The 15,902-nt window shown below is 69.7% G+C and carries 13 protein-coding genes; 7 read left to right on the plus strand and 6 right to left on the minus strand.

What is annotated here, in order from left to right:
• Together DW297_RS06340 and holA are read left to right on the plus strand one after the other, a co-directional pair.
• Positions 1–947: ComEC/Rec2 family competence protein (locus DW297_RS06340; RefSeq protein ID WP_136030519.1), on the plus strand; the 947-nt coding region annotated here is incomplete at its 5' end.
• Between the two features lie 9 nt (positions 948–956).
• Positions 957–1,994 carry a DNA polymerase III subunit delta gene (gene holA / locus DW297_RS06345; RefSeq protein WP_136030521.1) on the plus strand — a complete coding sequence of 346 codons (1,038 nt, stop codon included), beginning with the start codon at positions 957–959 and terminating at the stop codon, positions 1,992–1,994.
• Positions 1,995–2,207: 213 nt separating this feature from the next.
• Here holA and rpsT read toward each other — a convergent pair whose 3' ends face one another.
• On the minus strand, positions 2,208–2,468 hold the full coding sequence (rpsT, locus tag DW297_RS06350; RefSeq protein ID WP_136030523.1) for a 30S ribosomal protein S20: 261 nt from the start codon (positions 2,466–2,468) through the stop codon (positions 2,208–2,210).
• Between the two features lie 221 nt (positions 2,469–2,689).
• Here rpsT and DW297_RS06355 point away from each other — a divergent pair, with 221 nt between their 5' ends.
• Positions 2,690–4,063 (plus strand): glycoside hydrolase family 1 protein, encoded by a 1,374-nt coding sequence (locus DW297_RS06355; RefSeq protein WP_136030525.1) that lies wholly within the window; start codon positions 2,690–2,692, stop codon positions 4,061–4,063.
• Positions 4,060–5,295: an MFS transporter gene (locus DW297_RS06360; protein ID WP_136030527.1), complete on the plus strand. Its 1,236-nt coding sequence runs from the start codon at positions 4,060–4,062 to the stop codon at positions 5,293–5,295. The genes DW297_RS06355 and DW297_RS06360 overlap by 4 nt, the downstream gene beginning before the upstream one ends.
• Here the strand turns inward: DW297_RS06360 and DW297_RS06365 are convergent.
• From DW297_RS06365 to DW297_RS06385, 5 genes are all read right to left on the minus strand, one after another.
• The gene (locus tag DW297_RS06365) at positions 5,290–6,021 is read right to left on the minus strand and encodes an alpha/beta fold hydrolase (RefSeq protein ID WP_136030529.1); all 732 of its coding nucleotides are present in this window, start codon (positions 6,019–6,021) and stop codon (positions 5,290–5,292) included. The genes DW297_RS06360 and DW297_RS06365 overlap by 6 nt on opposite strands.
• Before the next feature lie 73 nt (positions 6,022–6,094).
• Positions 6,095–7,810: an ABC transporter family substrate-binding protein gene (locus tag DW297_RS06370; RefSeq protein ID WP_136030531.1), complete on the minus strand. Its 1,716-nt coding sequence runs from the start codon at positions 7,808–7,810 to the stop codon at positions 6,095–6,097.
• Between the two features lie 130 nt (positions 7,811–7,940).
• Positions 7,941–9,869 (minus strand): ABC transporter ATP-binding protein, encoded by a 1,929-nt coding sequence (locus DW297_RS06375; protein WP_136030533.1) that lies wholly within the window; start codon positions 9,867–9,869, stop codon positions 7,941–7,943.
• Positions 9,866–10,804 (minus strand): ABC transporter permease, encoded by a 939-nt coding sequence (locus DW297_RS06380; protein ID WP_136030535.1) that lies wholly within the window; start codon positions 10,802–10,804, stop codon positions 9,866–9,868. Before DW297_RS06380 ends, DW297_RS06375 begins: the two co-directional genes overlap by 4 nt.
• Position 10,805: 1 nt before the next feature.
• Positions 10,806–11,789, minus strand: coding sequence for an ABC transporter permease (locus DW297_RS06385; RefSeq protein WP_136030537.1), 984 nt, complete (start codon positions 11,787–11,789; stop codon positions 10,806–10,808).
• 242 nt (positions 11,790–12,031) lie between these two features.
• On the opposite strand from DW297_RS06385, the gene lepA reads away from it, so the two are divergent.
• From lepA to hemW, 3 genes are all read left to right on the plus strand, one after another.
• On the plus strand, positions 12,032–13,885 hold the full coding sequence (gene lepA / locus DW297_RS06390; RefSeq protein WP_136030540.1) for a translation elongation factor 4: 1,854 nt from the start codon (positions 12,032–12,034) through the stop codon (positions 13,883–13,885).
• A 71-nt stretch (positions 13,886–13,956) separates the two neighbouring features.
• Positions 13,957–14,610: a DUF1990 family protein gene (locus tag DW297_RS06395; protein ID WP_136030542.1), complete on the plus strand. Its 654-nt coding sequence runs from the start codon at positions 13,957–13,959 to the stop codon at positions 14,608–14,610.
• Entirely contained in the window at positions 14,610–15,827 is a 1,218-nt protein-coding gene (gene hemW, locus DW297_RS06400; protein WP_136030544.1) for a radical SAM family heme chaperone HemW, read from the plus strand. Before DW297_RS06395 ends, hemW begins: the two co-directional genes overlap by 1 nt.
• Positions 15,828–15,902: the final 75 nt, after the last annotated feature.

The following is a 15,902-nucleotide window of genomic DNA, read 5'->3' on the forward strand; positions in this document are numbered from 1 at the left end:
CCGTGCTGCGCGGTGGCGCCGTCACGGTGCTCGTGGTCGCGGGCTCCCTCGCCGGGGCGCAGGCCCTGCTCGGCGGGCCCCTCGCGACGGCCGCGACCCCGGACGCCTGGTCGATCGCCGCGTGCGACGTGGGTCAGGGCGACGCGCTGCTCGTCCGATCCGAGAGCGCCGTGGCTCTGATCGACACCGGTCCGGCGCCGGAACCTCTTCGCGACTGCCTGCGCTCGCTCGGCATCGACCGACTCGACCTGCTCGTGCTCACCCACTTCGACCTGGACCATGCGGGCGGCGTCGAGGCCGTGCGGGGCCGGGTGTCCGCGGTGCTGCACGGGCCGACCGCCGACGCGGACGACGAGCGGACCCTCGCCTCGCTCGCGGCCGGCGGAGCACGGGTCGAGCAGGCGTCCGCGGGGCTCAGGGGAACCCTGGGCGGCGCGACCTGGCGCGTGCGGTGGCCCGTTCGCGATACGACGGCGTTCCCCGCGGGCAACGACCTCGGCGTCGTGATTGAGTTCAGCGGGGGAGGGGTGCCTCGCTCGCTCTTCCTCGCCGATCTGTCGGCCCCTGCGCAGCGGCTGCTCCAGCGTTCGGAGCGCCTCGGCCCGTACGCGGTGGTGAAGGTCGCCCACCACGGCAGCGCCGACCAGGACCCCGGGCTCTACCAGGCGCTCTCACCCGTGGTCGCGCTCATCAGCGTGGGCGCCGACAACGACTACGGGCACCCGCGCCGCGAGACGCTCGACCTGCTGGGCGCGCTGGGGGCCCAGGTGTATCGGACCGACGAGCGCGGACGCATCCTGCTCGGGCTGCGTCACGGCGCTCTGGCGATGTGGAGCGAGACGACCCCCGAGCGTCGAGGTCGTCGCCGCGGCAGCCGGACATCGTGCAGGTCTGCGCCGAACCAGCGGCAGCGATCGTCCGATCGCGGTGTCGGACGCCGCCGGTAGGCTGGGGTTATGGCAGCGTCCCGTCCTCCCGCCCGCGGTGGCGCGAAGCCCGCGAAGATCCCGCAGGTGTCGTGGCGCGAGCCCCGTCCCGCCCCGATCGTGCTCGTCTCCGGTCCGGAAGAGGTCTGCGCCGAGCGTGCGATCGCCGGTGTCCGCGACTATCTGCGCGCCGAGGATCCGGCCCTCGAGGTCAGCGACGTCCGCGCCGACGACTACGCCCCGGGCACGCTCCTGGCCCTCACGTCGCCCTCCCTGTTCGGTGAGCCGCGCCTGGTGCGGGTCTCCGGCGTCGAGAAGTGTTCCGACGCGTTCCTGCAGGAGGCCGTGTCCTATCTCGAGCAACCGCAGGAGGGCGCCACGGTCGTGCTCCGTCACACGGGCGCGAGCGTTCGTGGCAAGAAGCTGCTCGACGCCCTGCGTGCCGGCACGGGCGGGGGCATCGAGATCCCCTGCCCGGCGATCAAGCGAGACGGCGACAGGGTCGACTTCGCGGCGGGGGAGTTCGCGGCCGCCAAGAAGCGCATCGCGCCCCCGGCCCTGCGAGCCCTGGTCTCCGCGTTCGCCGATGACCTCACCGAGCTCGCCGCCGCCTGCCAGCAGCTGATCGGCGACGTCGAGGGCGACGTCACGGAAGAGGTCGTCACTAAGTACTACGGCGGCCGCGTCGAGGTGTCGGCGTTCGTCGTCGCCGACACGGCGATCGCCGGGCGCTACGGCGAGGCCCTGGTGTCGCTGCGGCACGCCCTGGCCTCCGGAGCGGATCCGGTGCCCATGGTCGCGGCGTTCGCCATGAAGCTGCGCACGATGGCGCGGGTCGCCGGGAATCGGGAGCCGAGCCGTCAGCTCGCGCAGCGCCTCGGGATGAAGGACTGGCAGGTCGACCGCGCCCGCCGCGACCTCGCGGGCTGGAACGAGCGGTCGCTCGGGATGGCGATCCAGGCCACCGCCCGCGCCGACGCCGAGGTGAAGGGGGCCGCCCGCGACCCGATCTTCGCGCTCGAGCGCATGGTCACGGTCATCGCCACGCGGGAGCCCTTCGGCGGCTGAGCGTGCGGCGCCCGCAGCCTGGCAGCGGCCCGCCACCCGTGAAGAGCGCGTCGCCGGCGCGCAGTCCCGGCGCGAGCGTGTGCCGCTGCGCGCCGCCTCCGCGATGGAGGGTATGTTCCCGGCCCCTCGCTTGTCCCGTGTCGACCCCACGTGTTCCGGGAACGACAGAAGGCCCGCCTCGCGAGGAGACGAGCCTTCCGGATGATCAGATGCTCAGAGAGCGGCGACCTTCTTGGCGATGGCCGACTTGCGGTTGGCCGCCTGGTTCTTGTGGAGCACGCCCTTGCTGACGGCCTTGTCGAGCTTGACCGTGGCCTTCTTCAGGACCTTCTCGGCGGCGGCCTTGTCGCCGGCGGCGACGGCCTCGCGGGTCTGGCGGACGAGAGTCTTCAGCTCGCTCTTCACGGCCTTGTTGCGCTCGTGAGCCTTCTCGTTGGTCTTGTTGCGCTTGATCTGCGACTTGATGTTTGCCACGTGTGGACGCTTTCTGTACAGGAGTTGTTCGGAGTGCCGGCAGCAGAAGAGGGCTGCTGCACGGCGGTCGTGAGGGAAGAACCCACACGCAAGCCAAGAGTCAACTCTACCAGTCCCGGATGCATCGCGCGAAACGAGGCCGCGTCCGCGAAACTGCGTCGCGCTCGGAGTGGTACCGGGTGCAGAATCATCCTGACCCGACAACGACGTCAAGGAGCCCCATGACCCCCGCCTCCGTTCCTTCCCCCGCGCTCGGCCGGCTCCGCTGGTCTGCGGCGACCTCGGCGCTCCAGATCGAGGGCTCGCGCTCCGCCGACGGGGGAGGGCGCTCGATCTGGGACGACTACCTCGAAGCTCCCGGCGCGATCGTCGACGGCTCCACCGCCGACCCCGCCTGCGACAGCTACCGCCATCCCGAGCGTGACGCCGACCTCGCCTCCGCCCTCGGCCTCGACCGCTACCGCTTCTCGATCCCGTGGGCGCGGGTGCAGCCCGACGGACGTGGGCGCGGGAACACCGCAGCCCTCGACCACTACTCCCGGTTCGTCGATCTGCTGCTGGAGCGCGGCGTCACGCCGTTCCCCACGCTGTTCCACTGGGAGATGCCGAGCACCGTGGAGGAGACGGGCGGGTGGCTCGCGCGCGACACCGCCGAGCGATTCGGCGAGTATGCGGCGATCGTGGCCGACCGCCTGGGCGACCGCGTCGCGCACTGGTACACCCTCAACGAGCCGGCGATGACGACGCTCCAGGGCTACGCGGTGGGTGCCCTCGCGCCGGGGAAGCAGCTGCTGTTCGACGCGCTGCCCACCGCGCACCACCAGCTGCTGGCACACGCGCGGGCCGCGGCGGCGCTGCGCACGCGGGGGGCTACGGCGGTGGGACTGGTCAACAACCACACCTGGGTCCTCCCGCTGCACGATGCGCCAGAGGACCACGAGGCGGCGTTCGTCTACGACCTCCTGCACAACCGGATCTTCAGCACCCCGCTGCTCGACGGCGCGTACCCCGACCTGGAGGCGCTCGGGCTGCCGCCGCTGCCCGTCGAGGAGGGCGACCTGGCGGCGATCGGCGGCTCGATCGACTTCTACGGCCTCAACTTCTACAACCCCACGACTGTGACCGCCGCTCCCGCCGGTGGCTCCATCCCGTTCGACATCGTTCCGACCCCCGGTGTGCCCGTGACGGGTTTCGGACCGGAGTGGCCGATCATGCCGTCCGCCCTGCGCGACCTGCTGATCGACCTGCACGCCCGGCACCCGCAGCTGCCGCCCGTGATCATCGGTGAGAACGGTGCCTCCTTCCCCGAGCCCGACACGGCGGCCCGCGTGGACGACGCCGACCGGATCTCCTACCTGTCGGGGCACATCGCCGCGGTCGCCGAGGCCGTCGACGCCGGAGTGCCGGTCGAGGAGTACACGGTGTGGTCGCTGCTGGACAACTGGGAGTGGGCCGACGGCTACACCCAGCGCTTCGGGCTGGTGCACGTCGATTTCGCCACGGGGGAGTGCACCCCGAAGGCCTCGTACGACTGGTACCGCGACCTGATCGCCTCCGTCCGCACCGGTGCCACGATGTCGGCGGTCCGGCGATGACCGCGGCTCCGGCGACGCACCGCGTCCGGGCCGGCGCGCGGTGGATGTCGCTGTTCACGCTGGCGTGGCTGGCGATCTGGACCGTGCAGCTCACCCCGGTGCAGCTGCTCCTCCCGCTGCAGCTCGATACCCCGGAGGACGACTGGATCCGCGGGGTCGTGTCCTCCGGCCTCGTGCTCGGGGTGGGCGGGCTCGCGGGCATCGTCGCCGGTCCGGCCGCCGGTGCCCTGTCGGATCGCGCGCGCGCCGGACGGCACCGCCGACGCCCGTGGGCGCTGGGTGGTGTCTGGCTGACGGCCCTGTGCCTGGTGCTGACCGGATTCGCGACCGGACCCTGGGCGGTCGGTGCCGGGTGGGTGGGTGTCTCGATCGGCGTCGCGGTGTCGTCGGCCGCCTTCACCGCCCTGATCGCGGATCAGCTTCCGACCACGCAGCGGGGTGCCGCCTCCGCCGCCGTCGGCTCCGCCCAGGCGGTCGGGATCGTGCTCGGCGTCGGGCTGGTCGTGCTCCTCGGACTCGACATCGTGTCGGGCTACCTGCTCCTGGCCGCGGTGATCGCGATTGCGGGGTCGGTGGCCGCGCTCCTGCTGCCCGACCCGCCGACGACCGAGGCGCTGCGTCCCCGGGAGGCCGGACGCCCCCGGCTGGCCTCGCTGCGCGACCGAGACTTCGCCTGGATGCTGTCCGGTCGGCTGGTGACCAACGTCGGCAACGCGCTCGGCACCGCCCTGTTCCTGTTCTTCCTGCTGCACGGGCTGGGGCAGGAGAACGCGACCGCCCAGGACAACCTGCTGCTGCTGATCGTCGTCTACACGGTGTTCGTGGTGCTGGCCTCGGTGGTCACCGGCCTCGTGTCCGACCGGACGGGGCGGCGCCGCACGCTCACGGTCGCCGCGACCGTGGTGCAGGCGGCGTCCGGAGTGGCGATCGTGCTGGTGCCCACGTTCGAGATGACCATGGTCGCCGCGGCGCTCATGGGGCTCGGCTACGGCGCCTTCTCCACGGTGGGACTCGCGTTCGCGGCCGACCTGCTGCCGGATGAGCAGGACCACGCCCGCGACCTCGGCATCGTGAACGTCACCGCGGCGCTCGGTCAGCTGATCGGCCCGGTCCTCGGGGCGGGGCTGGTGGCGCTGGTCGGCGGCTTCTGGCTCGTCTTCCTCGCCGCTGCGGTGCTGTCGCTCGTGGGGGGGCTGCTCACGGCGTTCGCACGGCAGCCCGCCCGCTCATGAGTCCTCGGCCTGCGCCTCGACGGTGGCGATCGCGAGGGCCAGCACCGCGTTGAACACCCGGGGTCGCATGGCCGTGACCAGGTGCGTGGTGCGGGGGACCACGATGAGCTCCGCGTGCGGTGCGAGCCGGCGGAACAGCGGTTCGTTCAGGCGCAGCTGGTCATACTGCCCGTTCACGAACCACAGCGGCACGTCGATGCGCGGGACGGCGGCGGCCACGTCCAGCGCGGCCAGGCTGCGCAGCGCGGTGTCCTGCATGTCGAGCGCGTAGCCACCGGCCTGGAAGTCGGCGCGGTTCTCGGCGGGGATCGTGGCGGCGAGCATCTGCCGCGTGAGCCACAGGCCGCGGTCGGGGAGCGAGTCGACGGCCCGCGCGAACAGTCGGTACGCGCGGAGCCCTGCACCCTGCGGGAGCGAGGTGCAGGCGGCCGCGACGAGCCCGGCGACCGGAGGACGCTCGGCGCCCCCGGTGTAGGCGAGGGAGAGCAGTCCGCCCATCGAGTGGCCGACCAGGAGCACGGGTCCGCGCTCGGCGGCGGCGCGCACGGCGGCATCGATCGTGTGGAGGGCCTCGTGCAGCGTGAAGTCCTCCGCCATGCGGGAGCCGTGCCCGGGAAGATCGAGCGCGGTCACGGGATGCCCGTGCTCCTCCAGGTACGCCACCTGGGAGCGCCACATGGTCGCCGAGGTGCGGATGCCGTGCACGAGGACGGTCTGGACGCTCACGTCTTCAGCATAAGGAAGCGGGGCCGGTGGCGAACCACCGACCCCGCTTCGACACGAGATGTGTCAGAGGGTGTTACTTCTCCCAGCCGACGTTCTCGACCGGCGTGACGCCGAACAGGTCGAGGCCCACGTAGGGCTCCGGCGTGAGGTTCGCCAGGCCGTTCTTGACCACGAAGATCGACGGGCCGTTGTAGAGCGGGATGACGCCCCACGTCTGCTCGATGATCTTCGGCTCGAGCTCCATGGAGGCGGCGGTCCAGGACTCCGCGTCCTTCTGCGACTCGACCTCGTCGGCGATCTGCTTGTCGATCTCGGCCGTGCCGGTGCCCGACAGGTTCAGCTGGCTGTCCGAGCAGTAGAGCTGGCAGAACCAGGCCGGACCGAACGGGTCGGAGTCGGTGAAGCGGAGCGAGACCGCGTCCCAGTTCTTCGACGTCAGGTCGTTCGAGAAGTCGGCCGAGGGGCGGACGTCGATCTGAACGTCGATGCCGATCTCCTTCTGCTGCGCCTGGAGCGACTTCGCGAGGGCCTCAAGCGTGGGGTCCTCACCGAACACCGGGTAGGTGATGGACAGCTTCTCGCCGTCCTTCTCGCGGATGCCGTCGTCGCCCTCGGTCCAGCCGGCGTCGTCGAGCAGCTTCTTGGCGGCGTCGACATCGTTCTTCAGACCGGCGGTCGCGAACGAGTCGGAGTAGCCGTCCTGGAACGCATACAGGTTCAGCGAACCGGCGGCCGGCTCCTCGTAACCGAGGCCGTTCCACGCGATCTGCTTCTGCTGGTCGATGTTGATGCCCATGAAGAAGGCCTTGCGCACGTCGATGTCCTCGAACTGCGGCTTGTCGGCGTCGACCATGATGATCGTCTTCGCGGTCTGCTGCGCGCGACGCACCGTGGTGTCGTCGACGTCCTGCAGCTGCTTCAGACGGTCGTTGGTGTTGGCGCCCACCATGTCGATCTCGCCGTTCTTGAAGGCGTTGATCGCGGCGTCCGGCTCCATCGCCGTGAAGGTCACCGAGTCGAGCAGCGGTGCGTTGCCCCACCACTCGGGGTTCGGCTTGAACGAGACGAAGCCGCCGTTCGGGTCGAACGTGTCGACCGTGTACGGTCCGGCGCCCCACTCGGGGTGCATGTTGCCGATGAAGCCCTCGTTGAAGACGGTCGGGTCGGCGACGGCCGGGTGCAGCACGCCACCGGTCAGGAACGCCATGGACGGCCAGGCGTAGATGCCGTCGAAGGTGACGACCGCGGTCTTGGCGGAGTCGCCCTGCTCGACGCTCTTGATCTGCTTGTAGCCGTCGGTCGCGTTGGGGGTGAAGCCCTCGTCGTAGGAGCGGTTGGCCTTCCACGTCGCGTCGATGGCCGTCCAGTCCATGTCCGTGCCGTCGTTGAAGTGGGCCTCGTCCGTGAACGTGAACGTGATGGTGGTGTTGCCGTCCTTCTCGCCGATGTCGTAGGCGTCGAGGTACGCGTCGTTCTTCGTGACCTCGCCCTCCGGCGAGACGAGCAGGATCTGCGGCATGTACCACGACCACAGACGCACGGTGTCCGCGCTGCCGTCACCGTTGAAGGCGTTCAGCTGCTCGGGGATCTCGTTGATCGGGAAGTTGACCTCGCCACCCTCCTGCAGGTTGCTGCGGTCCTGGGGGTTGTAGTCGGCGGACTTGGTCTCGACCTTGTCGCCGCCGTTGTCCCCGCCACCGGTGTTTCCGGACCCGCTCGCGCAACCCGCGAGGGCGAGTGCCAGGGCGCCGCTGATCGCGATCGCCCCCAGCAACTTCTTGTTCTTCATGGTGCTCCTTTCGCCTTTCGGCGTTTCATAAAGGGAAGAATAGTTCGCGGTCGCGACCGGCATACCGCCCCGGAGTGAATCGCGCCTAACCGTTATCGGACGGTGACCAGCAACCCCGCGACCGCGGCGATCAGACCGTCGCGGGCTTGGTCGACATGGTCGCCGCGTCGAACACGACGCGCTGGCGGGTGCGCTCCACATCCGGGTCGGGGACGGGGATGGCCGACAGCAGCGCCTGCGTGTACGGGTGCTGCGGGTTGTCGAACACGTCGTCCACGTCGCCGTGCTCGACGAACTCGCCGAGGTACATCACGGCCACGCGGTCGGCGATGTGGCGCACCACGGACAGGTCGTGCGCGACGAACAGGTACGACAGGCCCAGCTTCACCTTCAGCTCGTCGAGCAGGTTGATCACACCGGCCTGGATCGACACGTCGAGCGCCGAGACCGGCTCATCGAGCACCACGATCTTCGGGTTCGTCGACAGGGCGCGGGCGATGCCGATGCGCTGCCGCTGACCGCCGGAGAACGCCTGGGGGAAGCGGTCGCTGTGCGCCGGGTTCAGGCCGACGAGGTCCATCAGCTCGTCCACGCGACGGTGCGCCTCCTCCTTGGGCGTGCCGATCGCGAACAGCGGCTCGGAGATGATGTCGGCGACCGTCATGCGCGGGTCGAGGGCGCCCATCGGGTCCTGGAACACGATCTGGATGTCGCGGCGCAGCGCCCGCTCCACCTTGCGGCTGTGGATGTCGTTGACGCTGGTGCCGGCGATCACGATGTCGCCCTCGCTCTGCTTGACCATGTCCATGATCTGCAGCAGGGTCGTGGTCTTACCGGAGCCGGACTCGCCGACGATGGCCATCGTCTCGCCCTCACGGACGTCGAAGCTGATGCCCTTGATCGCCTGCACCTCGCCGACCTTGCGCTTGAGGAACGCGCCCTTGAGCAGCGGGAAGGTCTTCGTGAGGTTCTTGACCTCGAGCGTGACCGGGCGCTCCTCGCGCGGGAGTCGCGTGAGGTCGCTCTCCGGCACCGCGCGCACGGGGTAGACCGGGAGGCCGCCCAGCAGGCCGCCGTCCTCGATCTCGTGCGAGCGGATGCAGGCGGCGCGGTGCAGGTCGCCCGAGCCGGTGGCCACGGGGAGCAGCTCCGGCTCCTTCGCGCGGCACGCGTCCATCACGATGGGGCAGCGGTCGGCGAAGGGGCACGCGTCGGGCAGGTCGATCAGCAGCGGCGGGTTGCCCTTGATCGGGGTGAGCGGCTGCTTGTCGCCCTTGTCCACGCGCGGGATCGCGCCCAGCAGGCCGATCGAGTACGGCATGCGCGTCTTGTGGAACAGCTCGTGCACGGGCGCCTGCTCCACGGGCTTGCCCGCGTACATCACCAGCACGTCGTCGGCCGTGCGGGCCACCACGCCCATGTCGTGCGTGATCATGATCACCGCGGCGCCGGTCTCGTCCTGCGCCTTCTCGATCAGATCGAGGATCTGCGCCTGGATCGTGACGTCGAGGGCCGTGGTCGGCTCGTCGCAGATGATGAGCTTGGGGTTGTTCGCCATCGCGATGGCGATCACCACGCGCTGGCGCATGCCGCCGGAGAACTCGTGCGGGAACGACTTCATGCGCCGCTCCGGCTCGGTGATGCCGACGAGCTTCAGCAGCTCGACCGAGCGGTCCCACGCATCCTTCTTCGACAGGCTGCGGTGCACCGTGAGGGCCTCGATGAGCTGGTCGCCCACGGTGTAGACGGGGGTGAGCGAGGTCAGCGGGTCCTGGAAGACCATCGACATGCCGTTGCCGCGGATCACCGACAGCTGCTTGTCGCTCATGCCGATCAGCTCTTTGCCGTCGTACATGATCGAGCCGGTGACCTTGGCGTTCTCGTCGAGGAGTCCCATGATCGCGAGCGAGGTGACGGACTTGCCGGAGCCGGACTCGCCGACGATGCCGAGGGTCTTGCCGGCTTCGAGGTCGAACGAGACGCCGCGCACGGCGTCGACGCGGCCGGCCTCGGAGGCGAAGCTGACCTTGAGGTCGCGGACGGAGAGGACGTTGGTCATGCGCGGCCTCCTGCAGCCGAGGTCGGGTCGAGGGCGTCGCGCAGGCCGTCGGCGATCAACGCCATCGACACCGTGAGCAGGGTCAGCGCCGCCGCCGGGAAGTAGAACAGCCACGGGGCCGTGGTGAGCGAGCTCGAGCCGGCACCGATCAGCGCGCCGAGCGACACGTCGGGGATCTTGACGCCGAAGCCCAGGAACGACAGACCGGTCTCGGTCACGACGGCCGAGACGACGCCGAGGGTGAAGTTGATCACGAGGAGCGAGCCGATGTTCGGCAGCAGGTGGCGCAGCACGATCTTCATGCCGCCCACGCCCATGTAGCGGGCCGCGCTGACGTACTCGCGCTCGCGCAGCGACAGGGCCATGGTCCAGATGACGCGGGCGGGGAAGTACCACCCGATCACGAAGATCATGATGAGCGCGATCACGCGCCAGTCTCCGCCGGCCTTGTTCGAGATCATCGCGAGGATGAGGAAGCTCGGGATCACCATCATGAAGTGGATGATCAGGAGCGAGATGCGCTCGGTCCAGCCGCCGAAGTAGGCCGCGGCCGTGCCGACCAGGGCCGACACGATCGTGACGCCGATCGAGACCGTGAGCGCGATCATGAGAGAGCGCTGCAGGCCGACCGCGACCTGCGCGAACAGGTCGTTGCCGGCGTTGTTGGTGCCGAACCAGTGCTCCGTGGACGGAGGGGTGCTCAGGTTGAGGAAGTCGAGCTCCACGTGGTCGTAGCGCGCGATCAGCGGGCCGAAGATCGCGAACAGCACGAGCAGCGCGAAGATCACCAGGCCGATGAGCGCACCGCGGTTGCGGGAGAAGCGCCGCCAGTACAGGCTCCACTTCGACAGGCGCTTCGTCGCGACGCGGGTGGTCTCGGGGCCGGCGGCCGCGGGGTCCGGGTGGATGGTCGGGTCGAGCATGTCGGTGCTCATGTCAGCTCACTCTCACACGCGGGTCGAGGACCACGACGGCGATGTCGGCGAGGATCGCGCCGATCGCCGTGAGGACCGCGCCGAAGGCCGCGATCGCGACGGTTCCGTGGATGTCGTTCTTCGAGATGGTCTCGATGAAGTACTTGCCCATGCCGTTCCACGCGAAGATCGTCTCGGTCAGGACCGCACCGGTGAAGATGGCGGGGATCGTGAAGGCGACCTGCGTGGCGACGGGGATCAGCGAGGTGCGCAGCGCGTGCTTGCGGATGGCCTGCTGCTTGGTGAGGCCCTTGGCGCGGGCGGTGCGCACGTAGTCGGCGTTGATGTTGTCCAGCAGCAGCGAGCGCTGCAGGAAGTGGATGCTCGCGTAGCCCGTGAGCACCAGGGCTATGGTCGGCAGCGTCAGATGCTGCAGCACATCTATCAGGGTGGGGAAGAAGCCCTCGACCCCCTGACTGGCGTTCCCTGTCACATAGAAGATGCGCGTGCCGGTGGCGTTGTTGAGGCCGATCGCGAGCAGCACGATCGCGAAGGCCGCGACCACGATCGGGATGTTCAGCGTGATGATGCTGGTGGCCTGGCCGATGCGGTCGGCGAGCTTGTACTGGCGGGAGGCCGTGTACACGCCGAGCGCGATGCCGAGGATCGTGGTGATGATCGTCGCGCCGAGCACGAGCTCCGCGCTGACCCACATGCGGTACGCGACCTGCTCGTTGACGGAGCCGCCGGTCGGGCTCACCCCCCAGTCCCAGCGGAGGAGGATGCTCGTGAACCAGTTCCACCAGCGCTCGATGAGCGGCACGGTGTCGCTGAGGTTGCGGGGCACGAGGAGGTTGTTGATCTGCTCTTCACTGAGCGGAGGACGACGGCCCACGTAGTTGCTGCGCGGATCGAGGAACCCCCACGCGAGGAAGTAGGTGAGGTTCGTCGCGACCACGATCATGAGCAGCCAGCCGAGGGCGCGGCGTGCGAGGTACTTGATCAAGGGGGATTGTCTTTCTCTTCTCCAGACGCGCTCGGGATCCGCCGACGCAACGCTGAGCCGGGCGGATGAATCGGGCGCCATCCGCCGTTCTGCGCGACGCGACAGCCCTCACGGAGTCTGTGACGGAGTCGTATCGCTTACGGGATCCGGTGTCACGGATTGATCCCGGGCAACTTCGGGAGACTATCACCGATGTCCCCGAATGGGGATTCCCCTGCGCCTCACCGTAGAATCGACGGGACATGTCCCCACGCGCTCTCACCCCGCTTCAGCCTGCCGCGACGCCGGCTGCGCAGATCCGCAATTTCTGCATCATCGCCCACATCGATCACGGCAAGTCGACGCTCGCCGACCGCATGCTCCAGATCACCGGAGTGGTGTCGGACCGGGACATGCGGGCGCAGTACCTCGACCGCATGGACATCGAGCGCGAGCGCGGCATCACCATCAAGAGCCAGGCCGTGCGCATGCCCTGGGAGATCGACGGCGAGACGTTCGCGCTGAACATGATCGACACCCCCGGCCACGTGGACTTCACCTACGAGGTGTCGCGCTCCCTCGCCGCGTGCGAGGGGGCGATCCTCCTGGTCGACGCCGCACAGGGGATCGAGGCGCAGACGCTCGCCAACCTCTACCTGGCGCTCGAGAACGACCTGCACATCATCCCGGTCCTCAACAAGATCGACCTCCCGGCGGCCGACCCGGAGAAGTACGCGAAGGAGCTCGCCTCCCTCATCGGGGGCAAGCCGGAAGACGTGCTGCGCGTCTCGGGCAAGACCGGCGTCGGCGTCGAGGATCTGCTCGACCGCCTCGTGCGGGAGATCCCCGCGCCGGTCGGAGACGCCGAGGCTCCCGCCCGCGCCATGATCTTCGACTCCGTGTACGACGCGTACCGCGGCGTCGTCACCTACGTGCGCATGGTCGACGGCAGCCTCTCCCCGCGCGAGCGCATCCAGATGATGTCGACCGGCGCCAACCACGAGGCTCTCGAGGTCGGGGTGTCCAGCCCCGAGCCGACGCCCACGAAGGGCCTCGGTGTCGGCGAGGTGGGCTACCTCATCACCGGCGTGAAGGACGTGCGCCAGTCGAAGGTCGGCGACACCATCACGAACGCGCGCAAGCCCGCCGCTGAGGCGCTCCCCGGTTACACCGACCCGAAGCCGATGGTGTTCTCGGGCATCTACCCGATCGACGGCAGCGACTACGCGGAACTGCGCGAGGCCCTCGACAAGCTCAAGCTCTCCGACGCGTCGCTGCAGTACGAGCCGGAGACCTCGGTCGCGCTCGGCTTCGGCTTCCGCTGCGGCTTCCTCGGCCTGCTGCACCTGGAGATCGTGACGGAGCGGCTCGCGCGCGAGTTCGGCCTCGACCTCATCACCACGGCGCCGAGCGTGATCTACGAGGTCGTCACCAGCGACACCGGCGAGACGGTCACGGTCACGAACCCGAGCGAGTACCCCGATGGGCGCATCGGCTCGGTGTCGGAGCCGATGGTCAAGGCGGCGATCCTGCTGCCCAAGGACTACGTCGGCACCGTGATGGAGCTGTGCCAGTCGCGGCGCGGCACGCTGCTGGGCATGGAGTACTTCTCGGAGGAGCGCGTCGAGCTGCGCTACAACATGCCGCTCGGCGAGATCGTGTTCGACTTCTTCGACCAGCTCAAGTCCAAGACGCAGGGGTACGCCTCGCTCGACTACGAGCCCTCCGGTCAGCAGGAGGCCGACCTGGTGAAGGTCGACATCCTCCTCCAGGGCGAGAAGGTCGACGCCTTCAGCTCGATCGTGCACCGCGACAAGGCCTACGCGTACGGCACGATGATGGCCGAGCGCCTGCGCAAGCTCATCCCTCGTCAGCAGTTCGAGGTGCCGATCCAGGCGGCGATCGGTGCGCGCATCATCGCCCGCGAGACCATCCGCGCGATCCGCAAGGACGTGCTCGCCAAGTGCTACGGCGGTGACATCACCCGCAAGCGCAAGCTCCTCGAGAAGCAGAAGGAGGGCAAGAAGCGCATGAAGATGGTCGGCCGCGTCGAGGTCCCCCAGGAGGCGTTCATCGCGGCGCTCTCCGGCGACGTCGAGGGCAAGGACAAGAAGTAACCCGGGCGATCCTGGGCGCTCCCGTGGTGCGGGGGGTGTTCGCCCAGGGAACCCGAAGTAGGCTGGATCTCATGCGGCGCGGGACTTTCCGAGACGACACGGTGGACTATGCGGCCGTGGGTGCGACCCACGCCCCCGACCTGATGCAGTACCCGCCGGAGCGCAGCATCCCGGCGGAGGAGTCCTGGCGGATCGGCAGCGGCGAGGAGCGGTTCCAGACGGCGGGCGAGGCCCTGCTGTCGTGGACGGCGCAGCGCGCAGCGGGACTCTCGGTGGAAGACGTGCGTCCTGCCCCGGGCCCCGCGTACGCCGGGGTCAGCTTCGACGCCGAGGGCAACCCGATCGCGCCGAGCAAGCGCGACGTCGAGCCGCGCTATGACGCGGAGGGCATGCCGTTCGTCGGAGCCGGGATGACGCTGCACCTGCGCGGTCGGGTGGGCGGTATGCGCGCCGACTCCGAGCTGCGCGTGATCTCGGTCACCGAGGAGACACGGCGCATCGGCTTCGTGCTCGGGACGATCGGCGGCTCGGTCGTCAGCGGCGAGGAGTCGTTCGACGTCGACTGGCGCGAGGACAACGACGAGGTGTGGTTCACGGTGCGCGCGTTCGACGCGCCCAACGCGCTCGTCTACCGCCTGATCCCGGCACTCATGAAGCGGCGCCGCCGCGAGCTGTTCGCGCGGTATCTGCGCGCGATCTCCCCGCTGTACGCGACCCCCGTCTGATGGCGGGACCGCTTCCCCTCGGCGATCCGGCTCCCGCCGACGGCCGCCTGCCCGACGACCTGACGATCTCTGCCGACACCCCGTTCTCGGCGTACCTGCACGTGCCGTTCTGCCGCGTGCGCTGCGGCTACTGCGACTTCAACACCTATACGTCGAGCGAGCTGCGCGGCGCGAAGCAGGAGGACTATGCGTCGACCCTGATCGGCGAGATCGCCCTCGCTCGCGGCGTGCTGGAGGCCGCGGGGGCGCTGCGACCGATGGACACGGTGTTCTTCGGGGGCGGCACGCCGACGCTGCTGCCCCCGGGCGACCTCGCGCGCATGCTCGGCGCGGCGACCGCGGCGTTCGGGCTGGCGCCGGGTGCCGAGGTGACGGTGGAGGCGAACCCCGACACGGTGACGCCCGAGGTGGCGCGCACCCTCGCGGAGGCCGGCGTCACGCGGTTGTCGATCGGCATGCAGTCGGCGGTGCCGCACGTGCTCGCCGCTCTCGATCGCACGCATCAGCCGGAGAACGTGCGGACGGCGGTGGCCGCGGCCAAGGGTGCGGGACTGGACGTCAGCGTCGACCTCATCTACGGCGCGCCGGGGGAGTCGCTCGCCGACTGGGAGGCGTCGCTCGATGCGGCCCTCCAGCTCGAGTCGGACCACATCTCCGCGTACGCGTTGATCATCGAGGACGGCACGAAGCTGGCGCGGCAGATCCGTCGCGGCGAGGTGCCAGCCCCCGACGACGACCTGCAGGCGGACATGTACGAGCTGGCCGACGAGCGGCTGGCCGCGGCGGGCTTCGAGTGGTACGAGGTCAGCAACTGGGCGCGCACGCCGGAGCAGCGGTCGCGGCACAACCTGGCGTACTGGCGGGGGAGCGACTGGTGGGGCTTCGGTCCCGGCGCGCACAGCCACGTGGCGGGACTGCGCTGGTGGAACGTGAAGCATCCGGCCGCCTACGCGCAGCGGCTCGCGGCGTCCGCGTCTCCGGCGGCGGGACGGGAGCGCCCCGACGTGGAGGCCCAGACGCTCGAGCGCATCCTGCTGCTCAGCCGCATCCGCGAGGGCATCGCGGTGGACGACCTGCCCGCGGCGAACCGCCCCCGCGTGGCCGGGCTCATCGCGGACGGCCTGATCGACGCGGCGGCGGCGATCCGCGGGCGCGTGCAGCTCACCCTGCGCGGACGCCTCCTCGCCGACGCGGTGGTGCGCGAGCTCACCGACTGAGTGATCGGCGCGCGGGTTCGGAGAACTCCCGGTCGTACGCGGTAGGATTGGCACTCAGGGTGTCAGAGTGCCAGC

Origin of the sequence: Microbacterium sp. PF5 (assembly GCF_004794315.1) — a bacterium.
GTDB lineage: Bacteria > Actinomycetota > Actinomycetes > Actinomycetales > Microbacteriaceae > Microbacterium > Microbacterium sufflavum.

Bases quoted from the DNA above. Each gene is read 5' to 3' on its own strand.
- holA (WP_136030521.1), top strand. From the start codon at position 957: ATGGCAGCGTCCCGTCCTCCCGCCCGCGGTGGCGCGAAGCCCGCGAAG.
- DW297_RS06355 (WP_136030525.1), top strand. From the start codon at position 2,690: ATGACCCCCGCCTCCGTTCCTTCCCCCGCGCTCGGCCGGCTCCGCTGG.
- DW297_RS06360 (WP_136030527.1), top strand. From the start codon at position 4,060: ATGACCGCGGCTCCGGCGACGCACCGCGTCCGGGCCGGCGCGCGGTGG.
- DW297_RS06370 (WP_136030531.1), bottom strand. From the start codon at position 7,810: ATGAAGAACAAGAAGTTGCTGGGGGCGATCGCGATCAGCGGCGCCCTG.
- DW297_RS06375 (WP_136030533.1), bottom strand. From the start codon at position 9,869: ATGACCAACGTCCTCTCCGTCCGCGACCTCAAGGTCAGCTTCGCCTCC.
- DW297_RS06380 (WP_136030535.1), bottom strand. From the start codon at position 10,804: ATGAGCACCGACATGCTCGACCCGACCATCCACCCGGACCCCGCGGCC.
- lepA (WP_136030540.1), top strand. From the start codon at position 12,032: ATGTCCCCACGCGCTCTCACCCCGCTTCAGCCTGCCGCGACGCCGGCT.
- DW297_RS06395 (WP_136030542.1), top strand. From the start codon at position 13,957: ATGCGGCGCGGGACTTTCCGAGACGACACGGTGGACTATGCGGCCGTG.
- hemW (WP_136030544.1), top strand. From the start codon at position 14,610: ATGGCGGGACCGCTTCCCCTCGGCGATCCGGCTCCCGCCGACGGCCGC.